This is a genomic window from Pseudomonas sp. DF11, assembly GCF_058148565.1.
Window position 1 is genome coordinate 435143 of the sequence record NZ_JBYVYN010000002.1, and the last position, 24594, is coordinate 459736.

The 24594-nt window shown below is 61.9% G+C and carries 20 protein-coding genes and 1 pseudogene; 10 read left to right on the top strand and 11 right to left on the bottom strand.

Annotated features, from left to right (window positions below; translation table 11 throughout):
• Window positions 1-97: 97 nt before the first annotated feature.
• Window positions 98-1345 (top strand): annotated as a pseudogene (locus AC30D9_RS08620) (sterol desaturase family protein).
• Here AC30D9_RS08620 and AC30D9_RS08625 read toward each other — a convergent pair.
• The gene (locus AC30D9_RS08625) at window positions 1326-1949 is read right to left on the bottom strand and encodes a DedA family protein (protein ID WP_134926321.1); all 624 of its coding nucleotides are present in this window, start codon (window positions 1947-1949) and stop codon (window positions 1326-1328) included. The pseudogene AC30D9_RS08620 and the gene AC30D9_RS08625 sit on opposite strands and share 20 nt — an antisense overlap.
• A gap of 205 nt (window positions 1950-2154) precedes the next feature.
• Here AC30D9_RS08625 and hemB point away from each other — a divergent pair, with 205 nt between their 5' ends.
• Entirely contained in the window at window positions 2155-3168 is a 1014-nt protein-coding gene (hemB, locus tag AC30D9_RS08630; RefSeq protein WP_072405986.1) for a porphobilinogen synthase, read from the top strand.
• Between the two features lie 17 nt (window positions 3169-3185).
• The gene (gene ppk1 / locus AC30D9_RS08635; protein WP_134926319.1) at window positions 3186-5402 is read left to right on the top strand and encodes a polyphosphate kinase 1; all 2217 of its coding nucleotides are present in this window, start codon (window positions 3186-3188) and stop codon (window positions 5400-5402) included.
• Window positions 5403-5598: 196 nt separating this feature from the next.
• Here ppk1 and ppx read toward each other — a convergent pair whose 3' ends face one another.
• From ppx to AC30D9_RS08660, 5 genes are all read right to left on the bottom strand, one after another.
• Complete coding sequence (gene ppx, locus AC30D9_RS08640) at window positions 5599-7101, bottom strand: exopolyphosphatase (RefSeq protein WP_134926317.1); 1503 nt, start codon at window positions 7099-7101, stop codon at window positions 5599-5601.
• A gap of 137 nt (window positions 7102-7238) precedes the next feature.
• The gene (locus AC30D9_RS08645; protein ID WP_109752602.1) at window positions 7239-7973 is read right to left on the bottom strand and encodes an amino acid ABC transporter ATP-binding protein; all 735 of its coding nucleotides are present in this window, start codon (window positions 7971-7973) and stop codon (window positions 7239-7241) included.
• Window positions 7960-8610 (bottom strand): amino acid ABC transporter permease, encoded by a 651-nt coding sequence (locus AC30D9_RS08650; protein ID WP_134926315.1) that lies wholly within the window; start codon window positions 8608-8610, stop codon window positions 7960-7962. Before AC30D9_RS08650 ends, AC30D9_RS08645 begins: the two co-directional genes overlap by 14 nt.
• Window positions 8607-9287: an amino acid ABC transporter permease gene (locus AC30D9_RS08655; protein ID WP_134926314.1), complete on the bottom strand. Its 681-nt coding sequence runs from the start codon at window positions 9285-9287 to the stop codon at window positions 8607-8609. Before AC30D9_RS08655 ends, AC30D9_RS08650 begins: the two co-directional genes overlap by 4 nt.
• Before the next feature lie 21 nt (window positions 9288-9308).
• On the bottom strand, window positions 9309-10094 hold the full coding sequence (locus AC30D9_RS08660; protein WP_134926312.1) for a transporter substrate-binding domain-containing protein: 786 nt from the start codon (window positions 10092-10094) through the stop codon (window positions 9309-9311).
• Between the two features lie 254 nt (window positions 10095-10348).
• Here AC30D9_RS08660 and AC30D9_RS08665 point away from each other — a divergent pair, with 254 nt between their 5' ends.
• The 6 genes from AC30D9_RS08665 to AC30D9_RS08690 all read left to right on the top strand — a co-directional run bounded on the left by AC30D9_RS08665 (window position 10349) and on the right by AC30D9_RS08690 (window position 16556).
• Window positions 10349-11056: a FadR/GntR family transcriptional regulator gene (locus tag AC30D9_RS08665; RefSeq protein ID WP_134926311.1), complete on the top strand. Its 708-nt coding sequence runs from the start codon at window positions 10349-10351 to the stop codon at window positions 11054-11056.
• A gap of 121 nt (window positions 11057-11177) precedes the next feature.
• Entirely contained in the window at window positions 11178-11507 is a 330-nt protein-coding gene (gene trxA, locus AC30D9_RS08670; protein WP_003206727.1) for a thioredoxin TrxA, read from the top strand.
• A gap of 241 nt (window positions 11508-11748) precedes the next feature.
• Window positions 11749-13008, top strand: a complete 1260-nt coding sequence (gene rho, locus AC30D9_RS08675) for a transcription termination factor Rho (protein WP_003206716.1) — start codon at window positions 11749-11751, stop codon at window positions 13006-13008.
• A 124-nt stretch (window positions 13009-13132) separates the two neighbouring features.
• Window positions 13133-14599 carry a 4-hydroxy-3-polyprenylbenzoate decarboxylase gene (gene ubiD, locus AC30D9_RS08680; RefSeq protein ID WP_039590257.1) on the top strand — a complete coding sequence of 489 codons (1467 nt, stop codon included), beginning with the start codon at window positions 13133-13135 and terminating at the stop codon, window positions 14597-14599.
• Window positions 14599-15567, top strand: coding sequence for a CDP-6-deoxy-delta-3,4-glucoseen reductase (locus tag AC30D9_RS08685; protein WP_134926310.1), 969 nt, complete (start codon window positions 14599-14601; stop codon window positions 15565-15567). Before ubiD ends, AC30D9_RS08685 begins: the two co-directional genes overlap by 1 nt.
• A 320-nt stretch (window positions 15568-15887) precedes the next feature.
• Window positions 15888-16556 carry a gamma-glutamylcyclotransferase gene (locus AC30D9_RS08690; protein ID WP_109752592.1) on the top strand — a complete coding sequence of 223 codons (669 nt, stop codon included), beginning with the start codon at window positions 15888-15890 and terminating at the stop codon, window positions 16554-16556.
• Here AC30D9_RS08690 and glpT read toward each other — a convergent pair.
• Window positions 16532-17881 carry a glycerol-3-phosphate transporter gene (glpT, locus tag AC30D9_RS08695; RefSeq protein ID WP_490143886.1) on the bottom strand — a complete coding sequence of 450 codons (1350 nt, stop codon included), beginning with the start codon at window positions 17879-17881 and terminating at the stop codon, window positions 16532-16534. The two genes, AC30D9_RS08690 and glpT, sit on opposite strands and share 25 nt — an antisense overlap.
• 281 nt (window positions 17882-18162) lie before the next feature.
• The gene (locus AC30D9_RS08700; protein ID WP_176688941.1) at window positions 18163-19140 is read right to left on the bottom strand and encodes an NADPH:quinone oxidoreductase family protein; all 978 of its coding nucleotides are present in this window, start codon (window positions 19138-19140) and stop codon (window positions 18163-18165) included.
• A 150-nt stretch (window positions 19141-19290) separates the two neighbouring features.
• On the opposite strand from AC30D9_RS08700, the gene AC30D9_RS08705 reads away from it, so the two are divergent.
• The gene (locus AC30D9_RS08705) at window positions 19291-19707 is read left to right on the top strand and encodes a flagellar basal body-associated protein FliL (protein WP_134926307.1); all 417 of its coding nucleotides are present in this window, start codon (window positions 19291-19293) and stop codon (window positions 19705-19707) included.
• A gap of 67 nt (window positions 19708-19774) precedes the next feature.
• On the opposite strand, the gene AC30D9_RS08710 is transcribed toward AC30D9_RS08705, so the two are convergent.
• Genes AC30D9_RS08710 through AC30D9_RS08720 form a run of 3 tightly spaced genes read right to left on the bottom strand, consistent with a single transcriptional unit; the run spans window position 19775 to window position 24578 of the window.
• Window positions 19775-20893, bottom strand: coding sequence for an ABC transporter permease (locus tag AC30D9_RS08710; protein WP_490143887.1), 1119 nt, complete (start codon window positions 20891-20893; stop codon window positions 19775-19777).
• A complete protein-coding gene (gene rbbA, locus AC30D9_RS08715) occupies window positions 20893-23616 on the bottom strand; it encodes a ribosome-associated ATPase/putative transporter RbbA (protein WP_490143888.1) in 2724 nt (907 codons plus the stop codon). The genes AC30D9_RS08710 and rbbA overlap by 1 nt, the downstream gene beginning before the upstream one ends.
• Window positions 23613-24578, bottom strand: coding sequence for an HlyD family secretion protein (locus AC30D9_RS08720; RefSeq protein ID WP_490143889.1), 966 nt, complete (start codon window positions 24576-24578; stop codon window positions 23613-23615). The genes rbbA and AC30D9_RS08720 overlap by 4 nt, the downstream gene beginning before the upstream one ends.
• Window positions 24579-24594: the final 16 nt, after the last annotated feature.

Here is a 24594-nt window from a genome sequence, read left to right on the forward strand (position 1 = left end):
AAATGTCTACTAATTTGTCACTCGTTGCCATAGGGGGATCGGCCAGCTACACCTAATCTGCCGATTGTCCCCCTGCCTCGCATGTCCGGGTTGCGTCATGAACTTCATCCTGTATGCCGTGCCGTTCTTCTTCGTGCTGATCGCCGTCGAGTTGCTGGCAGATCGCTGGCGGGGCGTGAGCCACTACCGCGTGGCAGACGCGATCAACAGCTTGAGCACCGGCGTGCTGTCGACCACCACCGGTTTGCTGACCAAGGGTGTGGGGCTGGTGACCTACGCCTTCGCGCTCGAACACTTGGCGGTGATTGAGTTGCCCGCCGACCAGGCCTGGGTCTGGGTGCTGGCTTTCGTGTCCTACGACTTCTGCTATTACTGGCTGCACCGCATGGGCCACGAACGCAATATCCTCTGGGCCGCCCATTCGGTGCACCACCAGAGCGAGGACTACAACCTTTCCACCGCCCTGCGCCAGACCAGCACCGGCTTCCTGCTGAGCTGGATCTTCTACGTACCGCTCGCCGTACTGGGCGTGCCGCTGGTGGTCTTCGTCAGCGTCGCGGCGTTGAATCTGCTCTACCAGTTCTGGGTTCACACCCAGCACATTCCCAAGCTCGGCTGGCTGGAGTGGTGCTTCGTTACGCCGTCCAATCATCGCGCCCACCATGCACAGAACCCTCTCTACATGGATCGCAATTACGGCGGGGTGTTCATTATTTGGGACCGTCTATTTGGCACCTTCCAGGAAGAAGACGACAACGAGCCAGTGGTTTTTGGCGTGACCACGCCGCTGGCCAGCTGGAATCCGTTGTGGGCCAACCTGCAGTTCTATGCGCAACTGTGGGCCGATGCCCGGCGGGCCGGGCGGTGGTGGGACAAGCTGCGGATCTGGTTCATGCCCACCGGTTGGCGTCCGGCGGACGTCGCGGCCAAGTACCCGCTGAACAAGCCGGACCTGAGCCAGTTCCGCAAATTCGAAGTGCCATTGGACGCACGCCAGCAGTGGTACGTGGCGCTGCAGTTCTGCGCCTAGATCGCCCTGGGCAGTTATTTGATGAACCTTGAAGCCAATCTGCCGGTCGCCGCCCTGGTGCTGGGCTGGGGCGCGGTGGCGTTCGGTCTGTTCGTGTTGGGCGTGGCCCTGGAGAATCGCCCGTGGGCGCTGAGGCTGGAACTGTTGCGGCTGGCCTCGAACTTGCCGTTGGTGTGGCTGGCGCCCTTGACCGGGTTGTGGCCGGTCAGCGCTGCGATGAGCCATGGGGCCTGGGTCGGGCTGCTCAGCTACAGCCTGCTCAGCGGCATCGGGCTGTATTGCTGCCGCACCCGGTTTACTCGGTTGGCGTCGTAGATTCGCCGGACCGGGCTTGTTCCAGGCGTTCGGCTTCGAGGACTTTCTTGGCCAGCCGCGCGTTCTTGATGCGTCGGCGCAGCCACAGGACCAGGCCCAGCACCAGCAACGCGCCGAGTACCCACAACTCATACTTCTTGATGCTGCCCAGCATGCCTTCGAGCACCGCGCCGAAATGGTACGCGGCAGCGGCCAACGCCGTGGCCCAGATCGCCGCGCCGATGCCGTTGAGCAACAGGTAGCGGCCCGGCGGATAGCCTGACAGGCCGATCGCCACCGGCATCACCGTGCGCAGGCCATAGACGAAGCGAAAGCTCAGGACCCAGATGTCCGGATGTCGGCGGATATGCTCCAGCGCACGATCGCCCATCAACTGCCAGCGCGGCTTGCGCGCCAGGAGCTTGCGGCCGTGCTTGCGTCCCAGGAAATACCACAGCTGATCGCCCGCGTAGCTGCCGCAGAACGCCACGACCACCACCAGGTTGATGTCCATATAGCCACGGAACGCCAGGAAACCTGCGAGCACGAGGATGGTTTCGCCTTCGAAGAACGTGCCGATAAACAGGGCCAAGTAGCCGAAGTCATGCAGAAATTGTTGGAGCATTGTCTGGGTGCTGGCGAAATGAACGCGCAGCCTAACCCTTCAGGCACATTCAGGAAAGTATCGAAATGTGTCTCGACGTGAACAATTCCTACAATGACAATAACTGCGACGACAGGACGCAGGTGCACATATCTGTCATCTGTTGGTCATAATGGCCGCTTATAACTGTCACGCTCGCCCGTCAGCACGGGCTCAGGAGTCTGCCGTGAGCTTTACCCCCGCCAATCGTCTGTTCCCTGCTACCCGCCTGCGTCGCAACCGCCGTGATGAGTTCTCTCGTCGGCTGGTGCGTGAAAACGTGCTGACCACCGATGACCTGATCCTGCCGGTATTCGTGCTGGACGGTGAGAACCGTCGCGAAGCGGTGGCGTCGATGCCTGGTGTGGAACGCCTGACCATTGATCTGTTGCTCGAAGAAGCCGCCCACTGGGTCGAGCTGGGCATCCCGGCGCTGGCGCTGTTCCCGGTCACACCGCCGGCGCTCAAGTCCCTGGACGCCGCCGAAGCCTGGAACCCGGAGGGCATCGCCCAACGCGCGACCCGTGCCCTGCGCGCGCGCTTCCCGGAGCTGGGGGTGATCACCGACGTGGCGCTGGACCCGTTCACCACCCACGGCCAGGACGGTATCCTCGATGAAGAAGGCTACGTGCAGAACGACATTACCGTCGATGCACTGGTCAGGCAGGCCCTGTCCCACGCCGAGGCAGGTGCGCAGGTGGTAGCGCCGTCGGACATGATGGACGGACGCATCCAGGCGATTCGCGAGGCCCTCGAAGTGGCCGGTCATGTCAATGTGCGGATCATGGCCTACTCGGCCAAGTACGCCAGCGCCTATTACGGCCCGTTCCGCGACGCGGTCGGCTCGGCCCTGAACCTGGGCAAGGCCAACAAGGCCTCTTATCAGATGGACCCGGCCAACAGCCAGGAAGCCTTGCACGAAGTGGCGGCGGACTTGTCAGAAGGCGCAGACATGGTCATGGTCAAGCCGGGCATGCCTTACCTCGACATTCTTTGCCGGGTCAAAGACGAATTCAAAGTACCGACCTTTGTTTATCAGGTCAGCGGCGAGTACGCGATGCACATGGCCGCGATCCAGAACGGCTGGTTGGGCGAAGGGGTGATCCTGGAGTCCTTGACCGCTTTCAAGCGCGCAGGCGCTGATGGCATCCTGACTTACTTTGCCGTGCGCGCCGCCCAATTGTTACGAGAGCAGAAATAGCCTCCCAGGAACTTGCGATGAATACCGAAGGACTCTCCGAAGTTGCCGTAAAAGACGCTCAACCCGTGGTCGAGCAAATAGCCGAGACGCCGCCGGAAATGGAGCCTGCTCCACCGGCCGTCATCGAGCCTGCCCCGGCCCCGGCGATTGTCATTCCCAACCTGGATGACAGCAGCCTGTACATCCATCGCGAGCTGTCGCAACTGCAGTTCAACATCCGCGTGCTGGAACAGGCGCTGGACGAGTCCTACCCGCTGCTGGAACGGCTGAAATTCCTGCTGATCTTTTCCAGCAACCTGGATGAGTTTTTCGAGATCCGCGTCGCCGGCCTGAAGAAGCAGATCACCTTCGCCCGTGAACAGGCTGGCGCCGACGGCTTGCAGCCGCACCAGGCCCTGGCGCGCATCAGCGAACTGGTCCACGGGCATGTGGACCGCCAATACGCGATCCTGAATGACATTCTGTTGCCGGAGCTGGAAAAACATCAGGTCCGCTTCATTCGTCGTCGCTACTGGACCACCAAGCTCAAGACCTGGGTGCGCCGCTATTTCCGCGACGAGATCGCACCGATCATCACACCGATCGGCCTCGACCCCACGCACCCGTTCCCGTTGCTGGTCAACAAAAGCCTGAACTTCATCGTCGAACTGGAAGGCATCGACGCCTTCGGTCGCGATTCCGGCCTGGCGATCATCCCCGCGCCACGCCTGCTGCCGCGCATCATCCGCGTGCCGGAAGACGTCGGCGGCCCTGGCGACAATTATGTGTTCCTGTCGTCGATGATCCACGCCCACGCCGATGACCTGTTCCAGGGCATGAAGGTCAAGGGTTGCTACCAATTCCGCCTGACCCGTAACGCCGACCTGTCGGTGGACACCGAGGACGTCGAAGACCTGGCCCGCGCCCTGCGCGGCGAGCTGTTCTCCCGTCGCTACGGTGACGCGGTGCGCCTGGAGGTGGCCGACACCTGCCCGAAACACCTGTCCGACTACCTGCTCAAGCAGTTCAACCTGCATGAGACCGAGCTGTACCAGGTCAACGGCCCGGTCAACCTGACCCGGTTGTTCAGCATCACCGGGCTGGACAGCCATCCGGAATTGCAATACTTGCCGTTCACGCCGCAGATCCCGAAACTGCTGCAAAACAGCGAGAACATTTTCAGCGTGATCAGCAAGCAGGACATCTTGCTGCTGCACCCGTTCGAGTCGTTCACGCCGGTGGTCGACCTGCTGCGCCAGGCCGCCAAGGACCCTCACGTCCTGGCGGTGCGCCAGACCCTGTACCGCAGCGGTGCCAACTCGGAAATCGTCGACGCCCTGGTGGACGCCGCGCGAAACGGCAAGGAAGTCACCGCGGTGATCGAATTGCGCGCGCGCTTCGACGAAGAGTCCAACCTGCAACTGGCCAGCCGCCTGCAAGCGGCCGGTGCGGTGGTGATCTACGGCGTGGTCGGCTTCAAGACCCACGCCAAAATGATGCTCATCCTGCGCCGTGAAGCCGGTGAGATCGTGCGTTACGCCCACTTGGGCACCGGCAACTATCACGCGGCCAACGCCCGTCTGTACACCGACTACAGCCTGCTGACCTCGGACGACGCCTTGTGCGAAGACGTCGGCAAGCTGTTCAGCCAATTGATCGGCATGGGCAAGACCCTGCGCATGAAGAAACTCCTGCATGCGCCATTCACCCTGAAAAAGGGCATGCTCGACATGATCGCCCGGGAGACCCAGTTCGCCCTGGAAGGCAAGCCGGCCCACATCATCGCCAAGTTCAACTCGCTGACCGATCCGAAGATCATCCGTGCGTTGTACAAGGCCAGCCAGTCGGGCGTGCGCATCGATCTGGTGGTGCGTGGCATGTGCTGCCTGCGGCCGGGCATCCCGGGGGTTTCCCATAACATCCATGTGCGCTCGATCATCGGTCGCTTCCTGGAGCACACGCGGGTGTTCTACTTCCTCAATGGCGGCGAGGAACAGATGTTCCTGTCCAGCGCCGACTGGATGGAACGCAACCTCGACAAGCGGGTCGAGACTTGCTTCCCGGTGGAAGGCAAGAAGCTGATCCTGCGGGTCAAGAAGGAGTTGGAAAGCTACCTCACCGACAACACCCACAGCTGGAGCCTGCAGTCGGATGGCCGTTACATCCGCAACACGCCGACCGGCAACCAGAACCCGCGCAGCGCCCAGGCGACCTTGCTGGAGCGCTTGAGCAGCCCGGTGTTGGCGGTTCGTTAAACGCTCGGAGACGAGCTTGGCTTTTGTGGCGGGGGAGCTGCTGTGGCGAGGGGATTTATCCCCGTTGGGCTGCGCAGCAGCCCTAAAACCTGCTTACCCGTGTTGTCAGGCTGATTACCTTCAACTCTCTGGGGCTGCTGCGCAGCCCAGCGGGGATAAATCCCCTCGCCACAAGAGATCTGTGTTGTTGCTGGATTCAATGGATGTTCAGCACAATCCCGACCCGGGTCAGCCACTCGGCTTCCTGGGCAAAGTCGGCCTGGGTCAGCTGGTTCTCTTCCAGCCAGCCTTCAGGAAACAGCACATCCAGTTCATCGCCGTCGGCCCGCAAGACAACTTGCGGCATTTCCTGGGTGCCACGGATGTGGTGGAACAGGATCGCAAAGCGCAGCAGCACGCACAGGCGAATCAGCTTGATGCCGTCATCGCCGAACTCGGCAAATTTATCCTTGGGAATGTTGCGTCGATGGCCGCGCACCAACAGTGCGAGCATTTGCTGGTCTTCCCGGGAGAAACCCGCCAGGTCCGAGTGCTCGATCAGGTAGGCGCCGTGCTTGTGGTAGTGATAGTGAGCGATGTCCAGGCCCACTTCATGCACCTTGGCGGCCCAGCCCAGCAGTTCGCGCCAGACGCCGTCGTTCAGATCCCAGTCATCGGCCACCTGGTCGAAGGCATGCAACGCCTTGCGCTCGACCCGTGCCGCCTGTTCCTGATCGACGTGGTAACGCTCCATGAGCGAGCCCAGGGTGCGCTCACGGACGTCTTCGTGGTGATGACGGCCCAGTAGGTCATACAGCACGCCTTCGCGCAGAGCACCCTCGCAGTGGTCCATGCGCTGCAGTTCGAGAGCGTCGAAAATCGCTTCCAGAATCGCTAGGCCTGCCGGGAAAATCGCCCGGCGGTCGGGCTTGATGCCTTCGAAATCGATCTTGTCCACATCGCCGAGCTTGAACAGCCGGCGCTTGAGCCAGGCCAGGCCCTCGGCATTGACTTCGCCGCTGCCATGTCCGCCGGCCTTGAGTGCCAGGCCAATGGCGCGAATGGTCCCCGAGGAGCCGATGGCCTCATCCCAGGTCAGGCGGTGCAGGGCGTGTTCGATGCTCATGATTTCCAGCCGCGCCGCCGTATAGGCCTGGGCGTAGCGGGCCGGGGTGATCTTGCCGTCGCGGAAATAGCGCTGGGTGTAGCTGACACAGCCCATCTGCAAGCTTTCGCGCAGCAGCGGCTCGAAGCGCTGGCCGATGATGAATTCGGTACTGCCGCCGCCGATGTCCGCCACCAGGCGCTTGCCCGGGGTGTCGGCCAAGGTGTGGGAAACGCCGAGGTAGATCAGGCGGGCCTCTTCACGGCCGGAGATGACTTCCACCGGGTGGCCGAGGATTTCTTCGGCGCGGCGGATGAACTCGCCACGGTTACGCGCCTCGCGCAGGGCGTTGGTGCCAACGATCCGCACCGCGCCCAGGGGCATACCGTTGATCAGTTGGGCGAACCGCTTCAGGCAATCGAGCCCGCGCTGGATCGATTCCTCGCTCAGCTTGCGCTCTTCGTCGATCCCGGCGGCCAGTTGGACCTTCTCGCCGAGCCGCTCAAGAATGCGGATTTCCCCGTTCTGGGCCTTGGCGACGACCATGTGGAAGCTGTTGGAGCCCAGGTCTATGGCAGCGATCAGGGACAGATTCTTGGCTTGGGATGGCGGCATGGTCAAAAAGTCTCGGTCGATAACCTCGCCATCCTGCCACGATCGACCGCTTACGCCAACGCGCCTGATCCAAACCCTTGAGCCAGAGCAGCTTGCAGGGCGCTTTATGGCGAGGGGGCTCTTTTAGGCAGCAAAGATCAGGCGTGTTCGACCGTTCCGATAAAATTCGCCAGCTCTGCCGTCTGCGGATTGGCGAACAGTACCTTGGGATCGCCCACCTCATGCACCTTGCCCTGGTGCATGAACACCAGTTTGTCGCCCACTTCCCGGGCGAAACGCATTTCGTGGGTGACCATGATCAGGGTCATGCCTTCCTTGGCCAGTTGCCGCACCACGCTGAGCACCTCATTGACCAGTTCCGGGTCCAGGGCCGAGGTGATCTCGTCGCACAGCAGCACTTTCGGCGACATGGCCAGCGCACGGGCAATCGCGACCCGTTGCTGCTGGCCGCCGGACAGACGCTCCGGGAACGCATCGAACTTTTCGCCGAGGCCGACCCGTTCCAGCATCTGCCGCGCCAGTTCGGCGGCCTTGGCCTTGGGCACTTTTTGCACAACTTGCGGCGCAAGCATCACGTTCTCGCCGACGGTCAGGTGCGGGAACAGGTTGAACTGCTGGAACACCATCCCGACTTTCTGCCGCAGGCTGCGCAGGTCGGCGCGGGCGGCATCGAGGTATTCGCCGTCCACCTCGATCACGCCGTCGTTGATCGATTCCAGGCCATTGAGGGTGCGCAGCAAGGTGGATTTGCCCGAGCCGCTGCGGCCGATGATCGCCACTACCTGGCCTTCCTCGACGCTCAGGTCGATGCCTTTGAGCACGTGGTGATCGCCATAGTATTTATGCAGGGCGGTAATTCTAAGCAGAGGCATGCAGTCTCCTTTCCAGGTAGCGCGCACTGAGGGACAAGGGGTAGCAGAGCAGGAAGTAACCGAGGGCGACCAGGCCATACACCATGAACGGCTCGAACGTGGCGTTGGCGAGCATGCCGCCGGTCTTGGTCAATTCGGTAAAGCCAATGATCGAAGTCACCGCGGTGCCTTTGATCACCTGTACCGAAAAGCCCACGGTCGGCGCCACGGCGATGCGCAGGGCCTGGGGCAGGATCACGTAGCGCAACTGCTCCAGCGGGTTGAGGGCCAGGCTCGCCGAGGCTTCCCACTGGCCGTTGGAAATCGAATCGACACAACCGCGCCAGATCTCCGCCAGGTAGGCACTGGTAAACAGTGTCAGGGCGATCGCCGCCGCCATCCACGGGGAAATCTCCACCCCGGCCAGGGCCACGCCGAAGAACACCAGGAACAGTTGCATCAACAGCGGTGTGCCTTGGAACAGCTCGATGTAGGTGCGGGCGATGTTGCGGGGCAGGGCGCGCTTGGAGATGCGTAACACCATGATCAGCAGGCCGATCACGCCGCCGCCGATAAACGCTACCAGTGACAGCGCCAGGGTCCATTGCAGGCCGGTGAGCAGGTTGCGTACCACGTCCCAGAAAGTGAAATCGCTCATGGGCGGCTCCCGGTGCTGCTTTTGTACAGGCAGCGGCGGCCCACCCAGTTCAGGAACTGGCGGATCAACAGCGCCATGCACAGGTAGATGAGCGTGGTCAGCGCATAGGTTTCGAACGCGCGGAAATTGCGCGACTGAATGAAGTTGGCGGCAAAGCTCAACTCTTCGGTGGCGATCTGCGAACAGACCGCCGAGCCGAGCATCACGATGATGATCTGGCTGCTCAGGGCCGGCCAGACTTTGCCCAGCGCTGGCAGCAGCACCACGTAGCGGAAGGCTTCGAAGCGGCTCATCGCCAGGGCCGCGGCGGCCTCCAGTTGCCCGCGCGGAATGGCCTGGATACCGGCGCGAATAATCTCGGTGGAGTAGGCGCCGAGGTTGATCACCATCGCCAGCACTGCGGCCTGCCATTCGGAAATCTGCAGGCCCAGGGACGGCAAGCCGAAGAAGATGAAAAACAGCTGCACCAGGAACGGCGTGTTGCGGATCAGTTCCACGTACACACCGAAGATCGCCGCGAACGGGCGAATATGCCACGCCCGCACCACGGCCCCGACGATGCCCAGGCCGACCCCGAGCAACGCGCCGATGGCCGTCAGTTCCAGGGTGAACAGTGCGCCGCGCAACAGCAGCTCGGTGTTTTGCACCACCGGCAGAAAATCGAACTGATAAGCCATGCTCAGCCTCTCAAGCGACGGTCAGAGGTCGGCCGGCAGTGGCTGCTTGAGCCAGGTCTGGGAATTTTTCTCCAGGGTGCCGTCGGACTTGGCGGTGGCCAGGATCTGGTTGACCTTGTCCAGCAGCGCGGGCTCGTTCTTGTTCACGCCCACATACACGGGCGAGTCCTTGAGTTTCACCTTCAGTGCCGGGACACGCTTGGGGTTGCGTTCGCTGATGGCGACCATCACCACGTTGCCACTGGCAATCAGGTCGACCTGGCCGGCCAGATAGGCGGCGATGGTCGAGTTGTTGTCTTCAAAGCGCTTGATGGTGACGCCTTCGGGGGCGACCTTGGTCAACTCGATGTCTTCGATGGCGCCACGGGTGACGCTGATGGTCTTGCCCTTGAGGTCATCCAGGCCATTGATCGCGGCATCGGGTGGACCGAACACAGCCAGGTAGAACGGCGCATAGGCGCTGGAAAAGTCGATGACCTTCTCACGCTCCGGGTTCTTGCCCAGGCTGGAAATCACCAGGTCAACCTTGCCGGTGGTCAGGAACGGGATGCGGTTGGTGCTGTTGACCGGCGTCAGTTCAAGCTTGACCTTGAGCTGGTCGGCCAGCAGTTTCGCGGTGTCGATGTCCAGGCCACGGGGCTTCATGTCCGGGCCCACCGAGCCGAATGGCGGAAAGTCCTGGGGCACGGCGACCTTGAGCGTGCCACGCTTGACCACGTCTTCCAGGCCGTCGGCGTGGGCGGGTAGCTGGCAGAGCATCAGGCTGGCAAACAGGGCAGTGAGCAGGGCGCTGCAACGCTGAATCATGGCGAATCTCCGCAATCGGTGATGTGATTTCTGCGTTCGGACAGAGCACAGGCCATGCCAAACAAGCTTTTATTCAGCCAAAGCCGCGGAATTGCTGGTTCTTAGCGGTCTTACTGGTCTGAACAGTTGCGGCTCATTTCGCACCTTTATCGGGCGTCGGTATTTGTCGCCGAACCCTGCTGGGGCACGACTTGCCGGGCGCGACGAATAGCTTTACAACTAGCCGCTCACTGGCCCGGTTCGTCTGAAAAATCATGAATTCCATCGCTCGTGCCGTTCCTGAAGTGGCCCTGCAAGCCATCCGCAAACTGATCGTCGATGAGGGCTTCGGCCCGGGCGATGCACTGCCGTCGCAACGGGACCTGGCGCTGCAACTGGGCGTGAGTCGGGCATCGTTGCGCGAGGCGCTTTCCTCGCTGAGTGCCTTGGGCATGATCAGCGTGCAGCCGGGCAAAGGGGTGTTCGTGCAATCGTCGGCTGAGGTGCCACGCCACGAAGCGGCACCGGGCTGGCCGTTCGCCGCCCAAGCTTCGCCGGTGGATATCTTCCAGTTGCGCTACGCCCTGGAGGGCTTCGCGGCGGGGTTGGCGGCGGTTACGCTGAGCGCCGACGAGCTCGATGCGCTGCAAGACAATATCGAGGCCATGCGCCGGGAATTGAAGATCGGGGATTTCGATGCCGCCGCACGACTGGATTTCGAGTTTCATCGACGGATCCTGTTGGCCAGCGGCAACCAGGCGATGTTGAGCATCCTCACCGCCAGCGCCGACATCTTCCTGGAAAGCCAGAAACTACCGTTCATCAGGGCGGAGCGGGCGATGGAAACCTGGCAGGAGCATCGCAAGATCCTTCGTGCCCTGGCCCGTCGCGCTTCGGGCGCCGCGCAAAAAGCCATGCAGGAACATGTACGTAACGCTGCGCTGCGCACCGGGATTTCCTTCGTCGCCCCCACGGCTTCGTGACGGCAGCGATACCCAACGCCATTGATCGCCATAGCGAGACTCAATCAACTGCGGCTTCCTGAACCTGGGAAGGGCCGCTATGATGGGCCACGTTTTTTTGCTGACAACCCCGGAGATTTCCATGAGCAGCGATCTGATCAAACACGTTAGCGACGCTAGCTTCGAGGCTGACGTACTCAAGGCCGAAGGCGCGGTACTGGTCGACTATTGGGCTGAGTGGTGCGGTCCCTGCAAAATGATCGCCCCGGTCCTGGACGAGATTGCCGAGACCTACAAAGGCAAGCTGACCGTTGCCAAGCTGAACATCGATGAAAACCAGGAGACTCCGGCCAAGCACGGCGTGCGTGGTATCCCGACGTTGATGCTGTTCAAGAACGGCAACGTCGAAGCCACCAAAGTGGGCGCGCTGTCGAAGTCGCAACTGGCTGCTTTCCTCGACGCCAACATCTAAGCGCCGAATGCCACAGGAAAAGCCCCGCAAATCGCGGGGCTTTTTCGTTATCCAGGGCTAGACGCTTGCAAACCCAGGTGGTACATTCGGCCCCGCACTGGTTTCTCCATTGCCCCCTGCAAGCCGTCGCCGACGCTCTCCTTTCGAATAAGTACGCGATCCTGTCGCCTTCTCCGCGGCGCGGCCTCATTAAGCCAAAAGCTTAATTTCCCCCCTCCATAAATGATTACGTCATTCCTATATGAATCTGACTGAACTCAAGCAAAAGCCGATTACCGAACTGCTCGAATTGGCCGAACAGATGGGCATAGAAAATATGGCCCGTTCGCGCAAGCAGGACGTGATTTTCTCCCTGCTCAAGAAGCACGCGAAAAGCGGCGAGGAAATCTCCGGTGATGGCGTGCTGGAGATTCTCCAGGACGGCTTCGGCTTCCTTCGCTCCGCAGACGCTTCCTACCTCGCCGGTCCAGACGATATCTACGTCTCGCCGAGCCAGATCCGTCGCTTCAACTTGCGCACCGGTGACACCATCGTTGGCAAGATCCGCCCTCCGAAGGAAGGCGAGCGTTACTTCGCACTGCTCAAGGTCGACACCATCAACTTCGACCGTCCGGAAAACGCGAAGAACAAGATTCTCTTCGAGAACCTGACCCCGCTGTTCCCGACCGTGCGCATGAAGATGGAAGCCGGCAACGGTTCCACCGAAGACCTCACCGGTCGTGTCATCGACCTGTGCGCACCCATCGGCAAAGGCCAGCGCGGCCTGATCGTGGCGCCTCCGAAGGCGGGCAAGACGATCATGCTGCAGAACATCGCGGCCAACATCGCCCGTAACAACCCTGAAGTTCACCTGATCGTGCTGCTGATCGACGAGCGTCCGGAAGAAGTGACCGAGATGCAGCGCACCGTGCGCGGCGAAGTGGTCGCCTCGACATTCGACGAGCCGCCGACCCGCCACGTGCAGGTTGCCGAAATGGTGATCGAGAAGGCCAAGCGCCTGGTCGAGCACAAGAAAGACGTGGTGATCCTGCTGGACTCCATCACCCGTCTGGCCCGTGCCTACAACACCGTGATCCCGAGCTCCGGCAAGGTGCTGACCGGTGGTGTCGATGCCCACGCGCTGGAAAAACCGAAGCGTTTCTTCGGTGCCGCACGGAACATCGAGGAAGGCGGTTCGCTGACCATCATCGCTACCGCGCTGGTTGAAACCGGCTCGAAGATGGACGAAGTGATCTACGAGGAATTCAAGGGCACCGGCAACATGGAACTGCCTCTGGATCGCCGTATCGCCGAGAAACGTGTGTTCCCGGCTATCAACATCAACCGTTCCGGCACGCGCCGCGAAGAGTTGCTGACCGCCGACGACGAGTTGCAGCGCATGTGGATCCTGCGCAAGCTGCTGCATCCGATGGATGAAGTCGCCGCCATCGAGTTCCTGGTCGACAAGCTGAAGACGACCAAGACCAACGATGAGTTCTTCCTGTCGATGAAACGCAAGTAAATCGCCAAGACAGGCCAGCAAGAGCCGGGGAAACCCGGCTTTTTGCTATCTGTGCATTCACTATTCTGGACGGGCGGCGTTAAACTCGGGCCCCCGAACGCCACGGCCACCATGAGGCTTTTGCATGCAGTATCGCGACTTGCGCGACTTTATCAGCGGTCTGGAACAGCGCGGCGAACTCAAGCGCATCCAGGTGCCGGTGTCTCCCGTCCTGGAAATGACCGAGGTCTGCGACCGCACCCTGCGCGCGAAAGGCCCGGCGCTGCTGTTCGAAAATCCGACGGGGTATGACATTCCGGTGCTGGGCAACCTGTTCGGCACGCCAGAGCGCGTGGCCTTGGGCATGGGGGCCGAAGCCGTCAGCGAACTGCGCGAAATCGGCAAGCTGCTGGCGTTCCTCAAGGAGCCCGAGCCGCCTAAAGGCCTGAAGGACGCTTGGTCCAAGCTGCCGATTTTCCGCAAGATCATTTCCATGGCGCCGAAAGTCGTCAAGGACGCGATCTGCCAGGAAGTGGTGATCGAAGGCGACGATGTCGACCTGGCCATGCTCCCGGTGCAGACCTGCTGGCCGGGCGACGTGGGGCCGCTGATCACCTGGGGCCTGACCGTCACCAAAGGCCCGAACAAGGACCGCCAGAACCTGGGCATCTATCGTCAGCAAGTGATTGGCCGCAACAAAGTCATCATGCGCTGGCTGAGTCATCGCGGCGGAGCGCTGGACTACCGTGAGTGGTGTGAAAAACACCCCGGCCAGCCATTCCCGGTATCGGTGGCCCTGGGCGCGGACCCGGCGACCATCCTCGGCGCCGTCACGCCTGTGCCCGACAGCCTCTCCGAATATGCCTTCGCCGGCCTGCTGCGCGGCAACCGCACCGAACTGGTGAAGTGCCGTGGCAACGACCTGCAAGTACCGGCCACCGCCGAGATCATCCTCGAAGGGGTGATCCATCCCGGTGAAATGGCCGATGAAGGCCCGTACGGCGACCACACCGGCTACTACAACGAAGTCGACAGCTTCCCGGTGTTCACCGTCGAGCGCATCACCCATCGGATCAAACCGATCTACCACAGCACCTACACCGGCCGTCCACCCGATGAGCCGGCCATTCTCGGTGTGGCGCTGAACGAAGTGTTCGTACCGATCCTGCAGAAGCAGTTTCCGGAGATCACCGACTTCTACCTGCCGCCGGAAGGCTGCTCGTACCGGATGGCCGTGGTGACCATGAAGAAGTCGTATCCGGGGCATGCCAAGCGGGTCATGCTTGGGGTCTGGTCGTTTTTGCGACAGTTCATGTACACCAAGTTCGTTATCGTCACTGACGACGATATCAACGCACGGGACTGGAACGACGTGATCTGGGCCATCACCACGCGCATGGACCCCAAGCGCGACACGGTGATGATCGAGAATACGCCGATCGACTACCTCGACTTTGCCTCGCCAGTGTCTGGCCTGGGGTCGAAGATGGGGCTCGATGCCACGCATAAATGGCCCGGTGAGACCACTCGTGAGTGGGGCCGGGTTATCGTCAAGGATGAAGCCGTTACCCAACGGATCGATGCCATCTGGAATCAGTTAGGAATAGATTGATGCGTGTAACCTTGCAGCCTTCCGGGGCGGTGCTGGAGATACGGCCCGCCGAGCGGATTCTCGATGGCGCGCGACGCCTGGGCTACGAATGCCCGCAAAGCTGCCGCAACGGCAACTGCCACGTCTGTGGTGCGTTGTTGGTGGAGGGCCGCGTGGAACAGGCTGGTGAGGTGCGCGATCACGGTGAGATCTTCACCTGCATCGCCGAGCCGCTGGAGGACTGTGTGGTGTTGTGGGATGGCGTGCTGGCGCCGGGTGAGCTGCCGGTCCGCAACCTGGCGTGCCAGGTGATCGAGTGCGCCGACGTGGGTGGCGATGTCTGGCGAGTGCGCCTGCGTGCGCCGGCCGGCAAGCCACCGCGCTATCACGCCGGGCAGTACTTGATGATCGAACGGGAAAACGGCGAGAAATCGGCCTTCTCCCTGGCCTCGGCACCGCATTCCGGGCGCGAATTGCAGTTGCATGTATTGGTGCGCGAAAGCAGTGCACAGGCGCTGCTGGAACAACTGCGACGCAACCCCAGCGTGCGCGTCGAAATGCCTTTTGGCGACACGCATTTGTCCGAACTGCCGGACGGCCCGTTGGTATTGATCGCCGCCGGCACCGGCATGGCGCAGATGCACAGCCTGATCGAGCATTGCCGGGCCGCCGGTTTCAAGCACCCGGTGCATCTGTATTGGGGCGTGCGGCGGCCGGAAGATTTCTATGAAATCGAGCATTGGAATGAATGGGAAAAACTGCCGAACCTGTTCCTGCACAAAGTCGTCAGCGACTTGTGCGGCTGGGAAGGGCGCTGCGGGATGCTCCATGAAGCCGTGTGCGAGGACATCAGCGACCTTTCCGGCGTGCACGTCTATGCCAGCGGCTCGCCAGCCATGATCTACGCCACGCTCGATGCCTTGGTGGAAGCCGGGATGGACGCCCACCAGATGCGCGCCGATGTGTTTGCGTATGCGCCGCGGGCTTGAAAGCTGATTGAGGTCTGCTTTTTGTGGCGAGAGGACTTACCCCCGCTGGGCTGCGAAGCAGCCCTCAAACCAGAACCCAATCCTGATCCAAGTCAGATTTTGGGGCCGCTTCGCGCCCCAGCGGGGATAAATCCCCTCGCCACAAGGGGTATATATCCACCGATATATCGATTCGATATTTAGTACGCGGACTGGATGTCGTTAAGGTATATCCCTCGAAGGCGTAGTGGCATCCAATTTGCCTTGATTGCCATAAGCGTCAGCGCCCTGGCGGCGCGCTATCCACCTTCCGACTCGCGAGGAGCCAACCGCTAACGGCCATGACCGCTATCGAATCCGCCATTACCTGTGCCTTGTACCCACCAAGGCTCGACCTGGGGCCACAGCTGACCCGTGAGCAATTGCTCGCCTCGATGCAATCGACCATGAGTCTCCACCAGGGCGGTCCGGTCTGGCTGTTCGCGTACGGTTCATTGATCTGGCGGCCGGAATGCACGGCGGTGGAGCGCATGCGCGGCCGGGTCCATGGTTATCATCGCGGTTTGTATCTGTGGTCTCACGAACACCGTGGTACCCCGGAGTTGCCGGGATTGGTGTTCGGGCTGGATCGCGGCGGTTCGTGCAGCGGTTTCGCCTACCGGTTGCCGCAGGAGAATCTCGAGGATTCGCTGTTTGCCCTCTGGCAGCGCGAGATGCCGGTCCCGTCCTATCGCCCGCACTGGCTCAGTTGCCGTCTCGAGGATGGCAGCCGGGTGCAAGCCTTGGGGTTTGTATTGGAGCGGCACCTGCCCAGCTATGCCGGCAACTTGCCGGACCATGTGCTGAGCCAGGTGTTCGAAAGCGCCTGCGGGCGTTACGGCACCACCCGCGATTACGTCGAGCAGACCATCCACGCCCTGCGTAGCCACGCCATGCCAGATCGGAATCTGGAGGCGCGGCTCAAGCGCTGCAAATCAGCGCTGGATCAGGCCACCGCTTCGCGGCTCTGACTGGCGATTTGCTTGTGCCACAGGGTTGGCGCGAGGAATGCCATCGCCAGCAGGCAGGCACCGATCAACAGTACAAAACCACCGTTCCAGCCGAAATGGTCCACGGTGTAGCCCATGGCGGCGCTGGCCGCGACTGAACCACCCAGGTAACCAAACAAGCCAGTGAAGCCTGCGGCGGTACCGGCGGCTTTCTTCGGCGCCAGTTCCAGTGCCTGCAAGCCGATCAGCATCACCGGGCCGTAGATCAGGAAACCGATGGAAACCAGGGCGATCATGTCGACGGTCGGGTTGCCAGCCGGGTTCAGCCAGTACACCAGCGTCGCCACGGTCACCAGGGCCATGAACACCATGCCGGTCAGGCCACGGTTGCCGCGGAAGATCTTGTCCGACATCCAGCCGCACAGCAGCGTGCCGGGAATGCCTGCCCACTCGTAGAAGAAGTAAGCCCAGGAGCTCTTGTCCACGGTGAAGCCCTTGGCTTCCTTGAGGTAGGTCGGCGCCCAGTCCAGCACGCCGTAGCGCAGCAGGTAGACAAACACGTTGGCCATGGCGATGTACCAGAGCATTTTGTTGCGCAGCACGTATTTGACGAAGATTTCCTTGGCGCTGAATTCGTTCTCGTGACTGGCGTCGTAGCCTTCCGGATAGTCGTTCTTGTACTTCTCGATCGGCGGCAGGCCCACCGATTGCGGGGTGTCGCGCATGGTCACGAAAGCGAACACCGCTACGGCAAGCGCTACAGCAGCGGGTACATAAAAGGCCGCGTGCCAATCATTGAACCAGCCCATCCCCAGCAGGAACAGCGGGCCGATCAGGCCGCCGCCGACGTTGTGCGCCACGTTCCACACCGACACCACGCCGCCGCGTTCTTTCTGCGACCACCAATGCACCATGGTCCGCCCACTTGGCGGCCAGCCCATGCCCTGGGCCCAGCCGTTGATGAACAGCAGGATGAACATCATGGTCACGCTGGAGGTTGCCCAAGGCGCGAAACCGAACACGAACATCACCCCCGCCGACACCAACAAGCCGAAGGGCAGGAAGTAGCGTGGGTTGGAGCGGTCGGACACCAGGCCCATCAGGAACTTCGACAGCCCGTAGGCGATGGCGATGGCCGACATGGCCAGGCCCAACTGGCCACGGGTGTAACCCTCGTCGATCAGGTACGGCATGGCCAGGGAGAAGTTCTTGCGCAGCAGGTAATAGCCGGCGTAGCCAATGAAGATCCCGGCGAAGATCTGCCAGCGAAGGCGTCGGTAGGTGCTGTCTATTTTTTCTTCAGGCAGGGACGCCTGATGGGCGGCAGGACGAAAGAAAGCAAACATTCAAGGGCTCCAGATTCTTGTTATGACTGCGGATGCGAATGTTACAGTTTCGTTACCGAAAATAGCATTGCTTCTTATCGCTTAAACAGGGGAAATTTTTCCTTATCGAATGTTCTTAAGTGAACATGTCGCTCAGATATAAATGAAGGACGTTGTAAGAGATGTCAGCCCAGGTTTTTTGAGCTGACTCGCATCAGGGGGATGTTGAAGGAGATTCGCGAGCCGCGTGAACGCTCGCCGGTAGCGGTCCGCAGCGCCAGGCCCGGACCGCCCTGACGCATTCAACGCACTTGCACGACCACCTTTCCTACCGCCTTGCGCTGCCCCAGGTCATTGATCGCCTGGGCGGCCTTGCTCAGCGGGTACACCTGCGACACCAGGGGCTTGAGCTTGCCCTCGGCAAACCAGGCAAACAATTGCTGGAAGTTGGCGGCGTTGTCCTGGGGCTGGCGTTGGGCGAAGGAGCCCCAGAACACGCCCACCACGGCGGCGCCCTTGAGCAGGGCGAGGTTCACGGGCAGTTCGGGGATGCGTCCGCTGGCAAAACCCACCACCAGCAGCCGACCGTTCCAGGCGATGGCGCGGATGGCCTGGTCGAACAGGTCGCCGCCCACCGGATCGTAGATCACGTCGGCGCCCTGGCCGTCGGTAAGGCGTTTGATTTCATCCTTGAGGCTGGTTTCGTTGTAGTTGATCAACTCGTCGGCGCCAGCGGCCTTGGCCACGGCGAGTTTTTCCGTGCTGCTGGCGGCGGCGATGACCCGGGCGCCCATGGCCTTGCCAATCTCCACCGCTGCCAGGCCGACACCGCCGGAGGCGCCGAGCACCAGCAGGGTTTCGCCGGGCTGCAGGTTGGCCCGTTGCTTGAGGGCGTGCATCGAAGTGCCGTAGGTCATGCTGAAGGCGGCGGCGGTGTTGAAGTCCATGGACGCGGGGATTGGCAGCACGTTGTAGCCTGGTACCGCCACCTGTTCGGCAAAGCTGCCCCAGCCGGTCAGCGCCATCACCCGGTCGCCGACTTTCAAGTGCGTGACTTTCTCTCCCACCGCGCTGACGACCCCCGCCGCTTCGCCGCCGGGGGAAAACGGGAAGGGTGGCTTGAATTGATATTTACCCTCGATGATCAGCGTGTCAGGGAAATTCACCCCCGCGGCATGCACGTCCAGCAGCACTTCGTTCTTCTTCGCGATGGGGCTGGCGACGTCTTCCAGCACCAGCGATTCGGCGGGGCCGAATTCTTTGCACAGCACGGCTTTCATCAGGGCTATTCCTTTGGGAGTGATGGCCGATAAGTGTAGGTGTGAGAGACAACGGGTCAACGAGCATGCCTCGCCCTGATAGCCGGCCATAAGCTTGTGCTTGAACGGCGGGGCGGTATGCTGGGCCGCAAACCGGATGAGGAATCAATTGTGAAAGCGTGGATCATGTTGATGCTGGCCCTGTCGTTGCCTGTGGCGGCGATGGCCGAAGAGGGCAAGGAAGCGAAGGAAGGCGAGGCGCCGAAGGTCAGTTACATCACCCTCAGCCCACCGTTCGTGGGCAACTATGGCTTGGACGGTACGGCGAAGCTGAAGGTCTACAAGGCCGATGTGGCCCTGCGCGTGACCGGTGACGCCGCCGCTGCGGCGGTCAAGGCCAACGAGCCGCTGATCCGTAACCAGCTGGTGGCGTTGTTCGCCCAGCAGACCACCGAGACGATGAACAACCTCGAAGCCAAGGAAAAGTTGCGCCAGGAAGCGTTGAAGCAGACCCAGCAGGTCATGAACGACGAAACCGGCAAGCCGATGGTCGACGATCTGTTGTTCAACAACCTGATCATTCAATAAACCGCCTTTATCGCAGCCTTTGGCAGTGCCCGGATCTCCAGGCGCTGCCCAAGGCTGCTTTTTTTCGTCAAGACGCCAGGCTTTTACGAAACCGGCCCAGGGCGATTGCAAAGAACAACAGCCCGATGGCCGCCAGCGCCAGCACGTCCGGCCAGATCACGCCAAGGCCGGCATCACGGAACAGGATCGCCGCGCTGAGGCTGACGAAATGCGTCGAGGGCGAGCCCTGCATCACCCATTGCAGCCATTGCGGCATGCTGTCCAGTGGCGTGCTGCCACCCGACAACAGCAGCATCGGGATGATGACCGGGATTGCCAGCAAACCGAATTGCGGCGTCGAACGGGCCAGGGTGGCGAGGAATATGCCCAGTGCGGTGCTGGCGAACAGGTAGAGCGCGGTCACCAGCAGGAAGAGCACCATGGAGCCGGCGAGTGGAACGCCCAGGGCGAACTTGACGATGATTTCCAGCGACGCCCAGGTGCACAACACCACCACCAGCAGGTTGCTCCAGATTTTCGCCAACATGATTTCCAAGGCCGTGAGCGGCAGTACCAGCAAGTGATCGAGGGTGCCGTGCTCGCGCTCGCGCAGCAGCGCCGTGCCCGTCAGGATGATGGCCAGGATCGTGATGTTGTTGACGATCTGGATCACCGCGAGGAACCAGCCGCCTTCCAGGTTGGTATTGAACAGTGAACGAGTGGTCAGCCTCACGGGCGTCTGTTCGCTCGTTTGTGCCTGGCCGGCGTAGGTCGTCAATTCCTGTTGGAAAATCCGTCCGATGTAGCCGGCACCCATGAACGCCTGGCTCATGGCCGTGGCATCGACGTTGAGTTGCAGCGTCGGTTCGCGTCCTGCGAGCAGGTCGGCCTGGAAGTTGGCGGGCACGTTGACGACAAAGGTGTAGCGGCCGCTGTCCATGACCTTGTCCAGTTCGGCGTAGGGCAGTGCCACCGGGCTCTGGAACTCCGGCGGCTGCAGGACCTGGGCCAGTTGCCGCGAGAGATGGCTCTGGTCTTCGTCCACCATTGCGACACTGGCGTTGTGCACGCCGACCACTGAACCGGCGGCCGGCATGTAGATCGCCACGGTGAAGGCGTAGCCCAGGAACAGCAGCAGAACAGAGTCGTAGCGCAGGCTGGTCAGCTCCTTGAGGCCAAGACGCCAGATATGTGAAAGCGTGTGCATCAGGCCTCCTGCTTTTTCAGCATGATCAGGCTGAGACCGGTGAAACCCAGGAAAAACCCGGACAACGCCAGGCATTGCGGCCATAGCTGGCGCAGATCCAGGGCCTTGGTGAAGGTGCCGACGGCGATGTCGAGGAAGTGCCCGGCGGGAAACAACTGGCCCATCACCGAGGCGGCGCCCTCCAGGGACGAGCGCGGCACGATCAGCCCTGAAAACTGGATGGTCGGCAGGCTGGTGATGATCATGGTGCCGAGGATCGCCGCGATCTGGGTGCGGGTGAATGCCGAAATCAGCAGCCCCATGCTGGTGGTCGCCAGTACATAGAGCAGGCCGCCCAATGCCAGCGTCAGGGCGCTGCCCTTGAACGGCACGCCAAACAGCCAGCGGTTCATCGCGGTCAGCAGGGCCAGATTGATCAGGCTGACCGCCAGGTAGGGCACTTGTTTGCCCAGCAGAAACTCCAGGCGGGTCAGCGGCGTGGCGTAGAAATTGGTGATCGATCCCAGCTCCTTCTCCCGCACGATACCCAGCGCGGTCAGCATGGCCGGAATGAACGCCAGGATCAGCGCCATGACTCCTGGGCCGATGGCGTTGACGCTGATTACGTCCTGGTTATAACGAAAGCGCGTCTCCAGCTTCGCACTGGGTTGCCGGGTGGGGGCGCGGCTGCTGGATTCAACCAGTTGCTCAAGGTTGGCCTGGTGCACCGCCTGGACGTAGTTGCGACTGGTCTCGGCCCGAAACGGTATGCCGCCGTCCAGCCAGGCGCCCACCGTCGGTTGGCGGCCGGCGTAGAGATCGCGACCGAAACCGGGGGGGATTTCCAGGGCCAGCTTGATCTCCGAGCGCTGCAAGCGTCGGTGTAGCTCCTTTGCATCGCGGATGATCGGTCGTTCTTCGAAGTAGCGCGAGCTGCGGAACGCTTCGAGGTAGGCACGGCTTTGCGGGCTCTGATCCTGGTCATACACGGCGAAGGCCAGTTTCTCCACGTCGAGGGAAATACCGAAGCCGAAGACCACCATCATGAACAATGCCCCCAGCAGGGCGAATGCCATCCGCACTTTGTCGCGCAGCAACTCCTTGCCCTCCCGGCTGGCGACGGCCCACAGGCGTCCGAGGCTCATGCCGCGCCGGTCCCGGGGCGCGCCGGCGTTATCGAGGGTCACGGGGGCGGCCTCTTGCTGCGTTTCGCCCTGGGCTTTTTCCAGGCAGGTGACGAACGCGGCTTCCAGCGTCTGACCGTTGAACTGCGCTTGCAAGGCCGCTGGCGTGTCGCAGGCCAGGACCTTGCCGGCATGCATCAGCGAAATGCGATCGCAGCGCTGTGCCTCGTTCATGAAGTGCGTGGAAAGGAAAATCGTCACGCCCTGTTCGCGAGACAACTCGATCAACAGCCGCCAGAAATCATCCCGCGCCGCCGGATCGACACCTGAGGTCGGCTCATCGAGGATCAGGACTTCCGGGCGATGCAGCACCGCCACCGCCAAGGACAGACGCTGACGCAGGCCCAGAGGCAGCGCGCCGGACGTTTGGTCCGCCAGTTCCTGGAGGTTGAAGCGCTGGATCAGTTCGTCGATGCGCTGGCGGCTGTCCGCAGTGGGCAGATCGAACAGCTTGGCGTGCAGTTCCAGGTTCTGGCGCACGCTCAGTTCGCCATAGAGCGAAAAGCTCTGGGACATGAAACCCACCCGCTTGCGGGTGGCGAGGTCCTTGGCGTTGACCGGGTTGCCCAGCAGCCGGGCACTGCCTTCGCTGGCGGGGATCAGCCCGGTCAGCACCTTCATGGTGGTGGTCTTGCCGCAACCGTTGGAACCCAGGAAGCCAAAGATTTCACCGCGACCAATCGCGAAGCTGACGTTATCGACAGCGGTGAAATCGCCGAAGCGCAAGGTGAGGTCGTGGGCCTGGATGGCAATGTCGGTAGTGTCGGCGGTCCTGGGGGGGATCACCAGCGGTTCGGCGTCATGGCCGCTGCCGCCCTGGAAATGGGTGAAGGCCGAATCGAGCTTGCCGTCCGGGGTGACCTTGGCCAGCTCCGCACTCAAGCCCTTGGCGATCAAGCGACCGTTGTCGAGCATCAAGCAGTGCTCGAATTGCTCGGCCTCTTCCATGTACGCCGTGGCGACCAGCAGGGTCAGTTGCGGCCTTTGCTGGCGCACGCTCTCGATCAGTTCCCAGAAGCGTCGCCGGGACAGCGGGTCCACGCCAGTGGTGGGCTCGTCGAGAATCAGCAGGTCCGGTTCATGGATCAGCGCGCAACACAGGCCGAGCTTTTGTTTCATGCCGCCGGACAGCTTGCCCGCCGGGCGGTCGGCAAAACGCTGCAGATCGGTGGCCAGCAACAAGGTGCCCATGCGTTGTTCGCATTCTGCCCGTGATAGCCCGAACAGCGTGCCGAAGAACTGAATGTTCTCGCGTATCGACAGGTCCGGATAAAGGTTGCCTCCCAGCCCTTGGGGCATGAAGGCAATGCGTCGGTAGAGGGTGCCGCGATGGCGTCGATCGTCGATCGAGGCGCCGAGCACGTCCAGTTGGCCGTGCTGGAGCTTCTTCACCCCGGCAATCAGTCCCAGCAGGCTCGATTTGCCGGCACCGTCCGGGCCGATCAGGCCGCAGCGAGTGCCGGCGGGCAGGCTGAAGGTGATGTCGCTCAGCGCCACATGCTGGCCGTAGCGGTGTTCGAGACCCGAGGCGTGCACTACCTCGCCGGCGGAGGCGTTCATTGCAAGTTGGCCGGCCAGTCGATGGGGGCGGTGCGTACGTAGCCGGCGCCGGGCATGCCCGGTTTTGCCTGGGGTACTTCACCGGGGCGGGTCAGGTGCACTTTGACGCGGAACACCAGTTTCTGGCGTTCATCACGGGTCTCGACTTCTTTCGGGGTGAACTGGGATTTGGCGGCGACGAAGCTGATCTTGGCCGGTAGCGGCCGTTCGGGCAGGGCGTCGAGCAACAGTCGCGCTTCATCGCCCACCGCCAGTTTCCCGGCCACCGATGCCGGCAGGTAGAGGTTCATGTATTGGTCGTTCGGATCGATCATCAGCAACACTCGACCGCCGGCGCCGAGCACTTCACCTGGCTCGGCCAGGCGTAACTGGATCACGCCGTCGAGGGGCGCGCGCAAGGTGCTGTCGTCTATTTCACTGGTGAGCTGGGCCACCTGGGCCAGGGTCGCACCGATGGCCGCATTCGCTGCCGATACCTGGGCCCGGGCGGCGTTGACCGCAGCGTTGGCGGTGTCGACGCGGGCTTGTTGCTGGTCGAGGACCTGGCCGCTGGCGTAGCCGCGTTTGAACAGTTCCTGGGTTCGCTTGAGTTCTTGATGGGCGAGCAATTGTTCGCTCTGGCGCAGTTGCACGTTGGCTTCGGCGGCGGCGAGGTTCTGCCGGGCCCGCACGACTTCGGCCTCGGCCTGGTTGCGCTGGGCCTCAAGGGTGCGGGTGTCCAGGCGTGCCAGCACTTGGCCCTTGATGACCTTGTCGCCTTCGTCGACCTGAACTTCGGCCAGGCGCCCGGGGGTCTTGCTGGCGATCTGGACCTCGGTGGCCTCAAGGCGGCCGTTGCCCATGCTCAAGCCTTCCGGCAGGCGATCGTGGCGCGATTTCCAATAGCCGAAACCGCCGGCGGCCAGCAACACGGTCATCAAGGCGAGGGCAAAAAAGCGAGAGGTACGATGGTTCGTCGACATGTCCGGCATCCTGCGG

What these genes read in the sequence shown, in the direction of transcription:
- ppx (WP_134926317.1), bottom strand. Translation starts at nt 7,101, where the DNA reads ATGCCGCCATCCCAAGCCAAGAATCTGTCCCTGATCGCTGCCATAGAC.
- rbbA (WP_490143888.1), bottom strand. Translation starts at nt 23,616, where the DNA reads ATGAACGCCTCCGCCGGCGAGGTAGTGCACGCCTCGGGTCTCGAACAC.
- AC30D9_RS08690 (WP_109752592.1), top strand. Translation starts at nt 15,888, where the DNA reads ATGACCGCTATCGAATCCGCCATTACCTGTGCCTTGTACCCACCAAGG.
- trxA (WP_003206727.1), top strand. Translation starts at nt 11,178, where the DNA reads ATGAGCAGCGATCTGATCAAACACGTTAGCGACGCTAGCTTCGAGGCT.
- AC30D9_RS08645 (WP_109752602.1), bottom strand. Translation starts at nt 7,973, where the DNA reads ATGCCTCTGCTTAGAATTACCGCCCTGCATAAATACTATGGCGATCAC.
- AC30D9_RS08710 (WP_490143887.1), bottom strand. Translation starts at nt 20,893, where the DNA reads ATGCACACGCTTTCACATATCTGGCGTCTTGGCCTCAAGGAGCTGACC.
- AC30D9_RS08650 (WP_134926315.1), bottom strand. Translation starts at nt 8,610, where the DNA reads ATGAGCGATTTCACTTTCTGGGACGTGGTACGCAACCTGCTCACCGGC.
- glpT (WP_490143886.1), bottom strand. Translation starts at nt 17,881, where the DNA reads ATGTTTGCTTTCTTTCGTCCTGCCGCCCATCAGGCGTCCCTGCCTGAA.
- AC30D9_RS08720 (WP_490143889.1), bottom strand. Translation starts at nt 24,578, where the DNA reads ATGTCGACGAACCATCGTACCTCTCGCTTTTTTGCCCTCGCCTTGATG.
- AC30D9_RS08625 (WP_134926321.1), bottom strand. Translation starts at nt 1,949, where the DNA reads ATGCTCCAACAATTTCTGCATGACTTCGGCTACTTGGCCCTGTTTATC.
- AC30D9_RS08655 (WP_134926314.1), bottom strand. Translation starts at nt 9,287, where the DNA reads ATGGCTTATCAGTTCGATTTTCTGCCGGTGGTGCAAAACACCGAGCTG.
- ubiD (WP_039590257.1), top strand. Translation starts at nt 13,133, where the DNA reads ATGCAGTATCGCGACTTGCGCGACTTTATCAGCGGTCTGGAACAGCGC.
- ppk1 (WP_134926319.1), top strand. Translation starts at nt 3,186, where the DNA reads ATGAATACCGAAGGACTCTCCGAAGTTGCCGTAAAAGACGCTCAACCC.
- AC30D9_RS08660 (WP_134926312.1), bottom strand. Translation starts at nt 10,094, where the DNA reads ATGATTCAGCGTTGCAGCGCCCTGCTCACTGCCCTGTTTGCCAGCCTG.
- AC30D9_RS08685 (WP_134926310.1), top strand. Translation starts at nt 14,599, where the DNA reads ATGCGTGTAACCTTGCAGCCTTCCGGGGCGGTGCTGGAGATACGGCCC.
- AC30D9_RS08700 (WP_176688941.1), bottom strand. Translation starts at nt 19,140, where the DNA reads ATGAAAGCCGTGCTGTGCAAAGAATTCGGCCCCGCCGAATCGCTGGTG.
- rho (WP_003206716.1), top strand. Translation starts at nt 11,749, where the DNA reads ATGAATCTGACTGAACTCAAGCAAAAGCCGATTACCGAACTGCTCGAA.
- AC30D9_RS08665 (WP_134926311.1), top strand. Translation starts at nt 10,349, where the DNA reads ATGAATTCCATCGCTCGTGCCGTTCCTGAAGTGGCCCTGCAAGCCATC.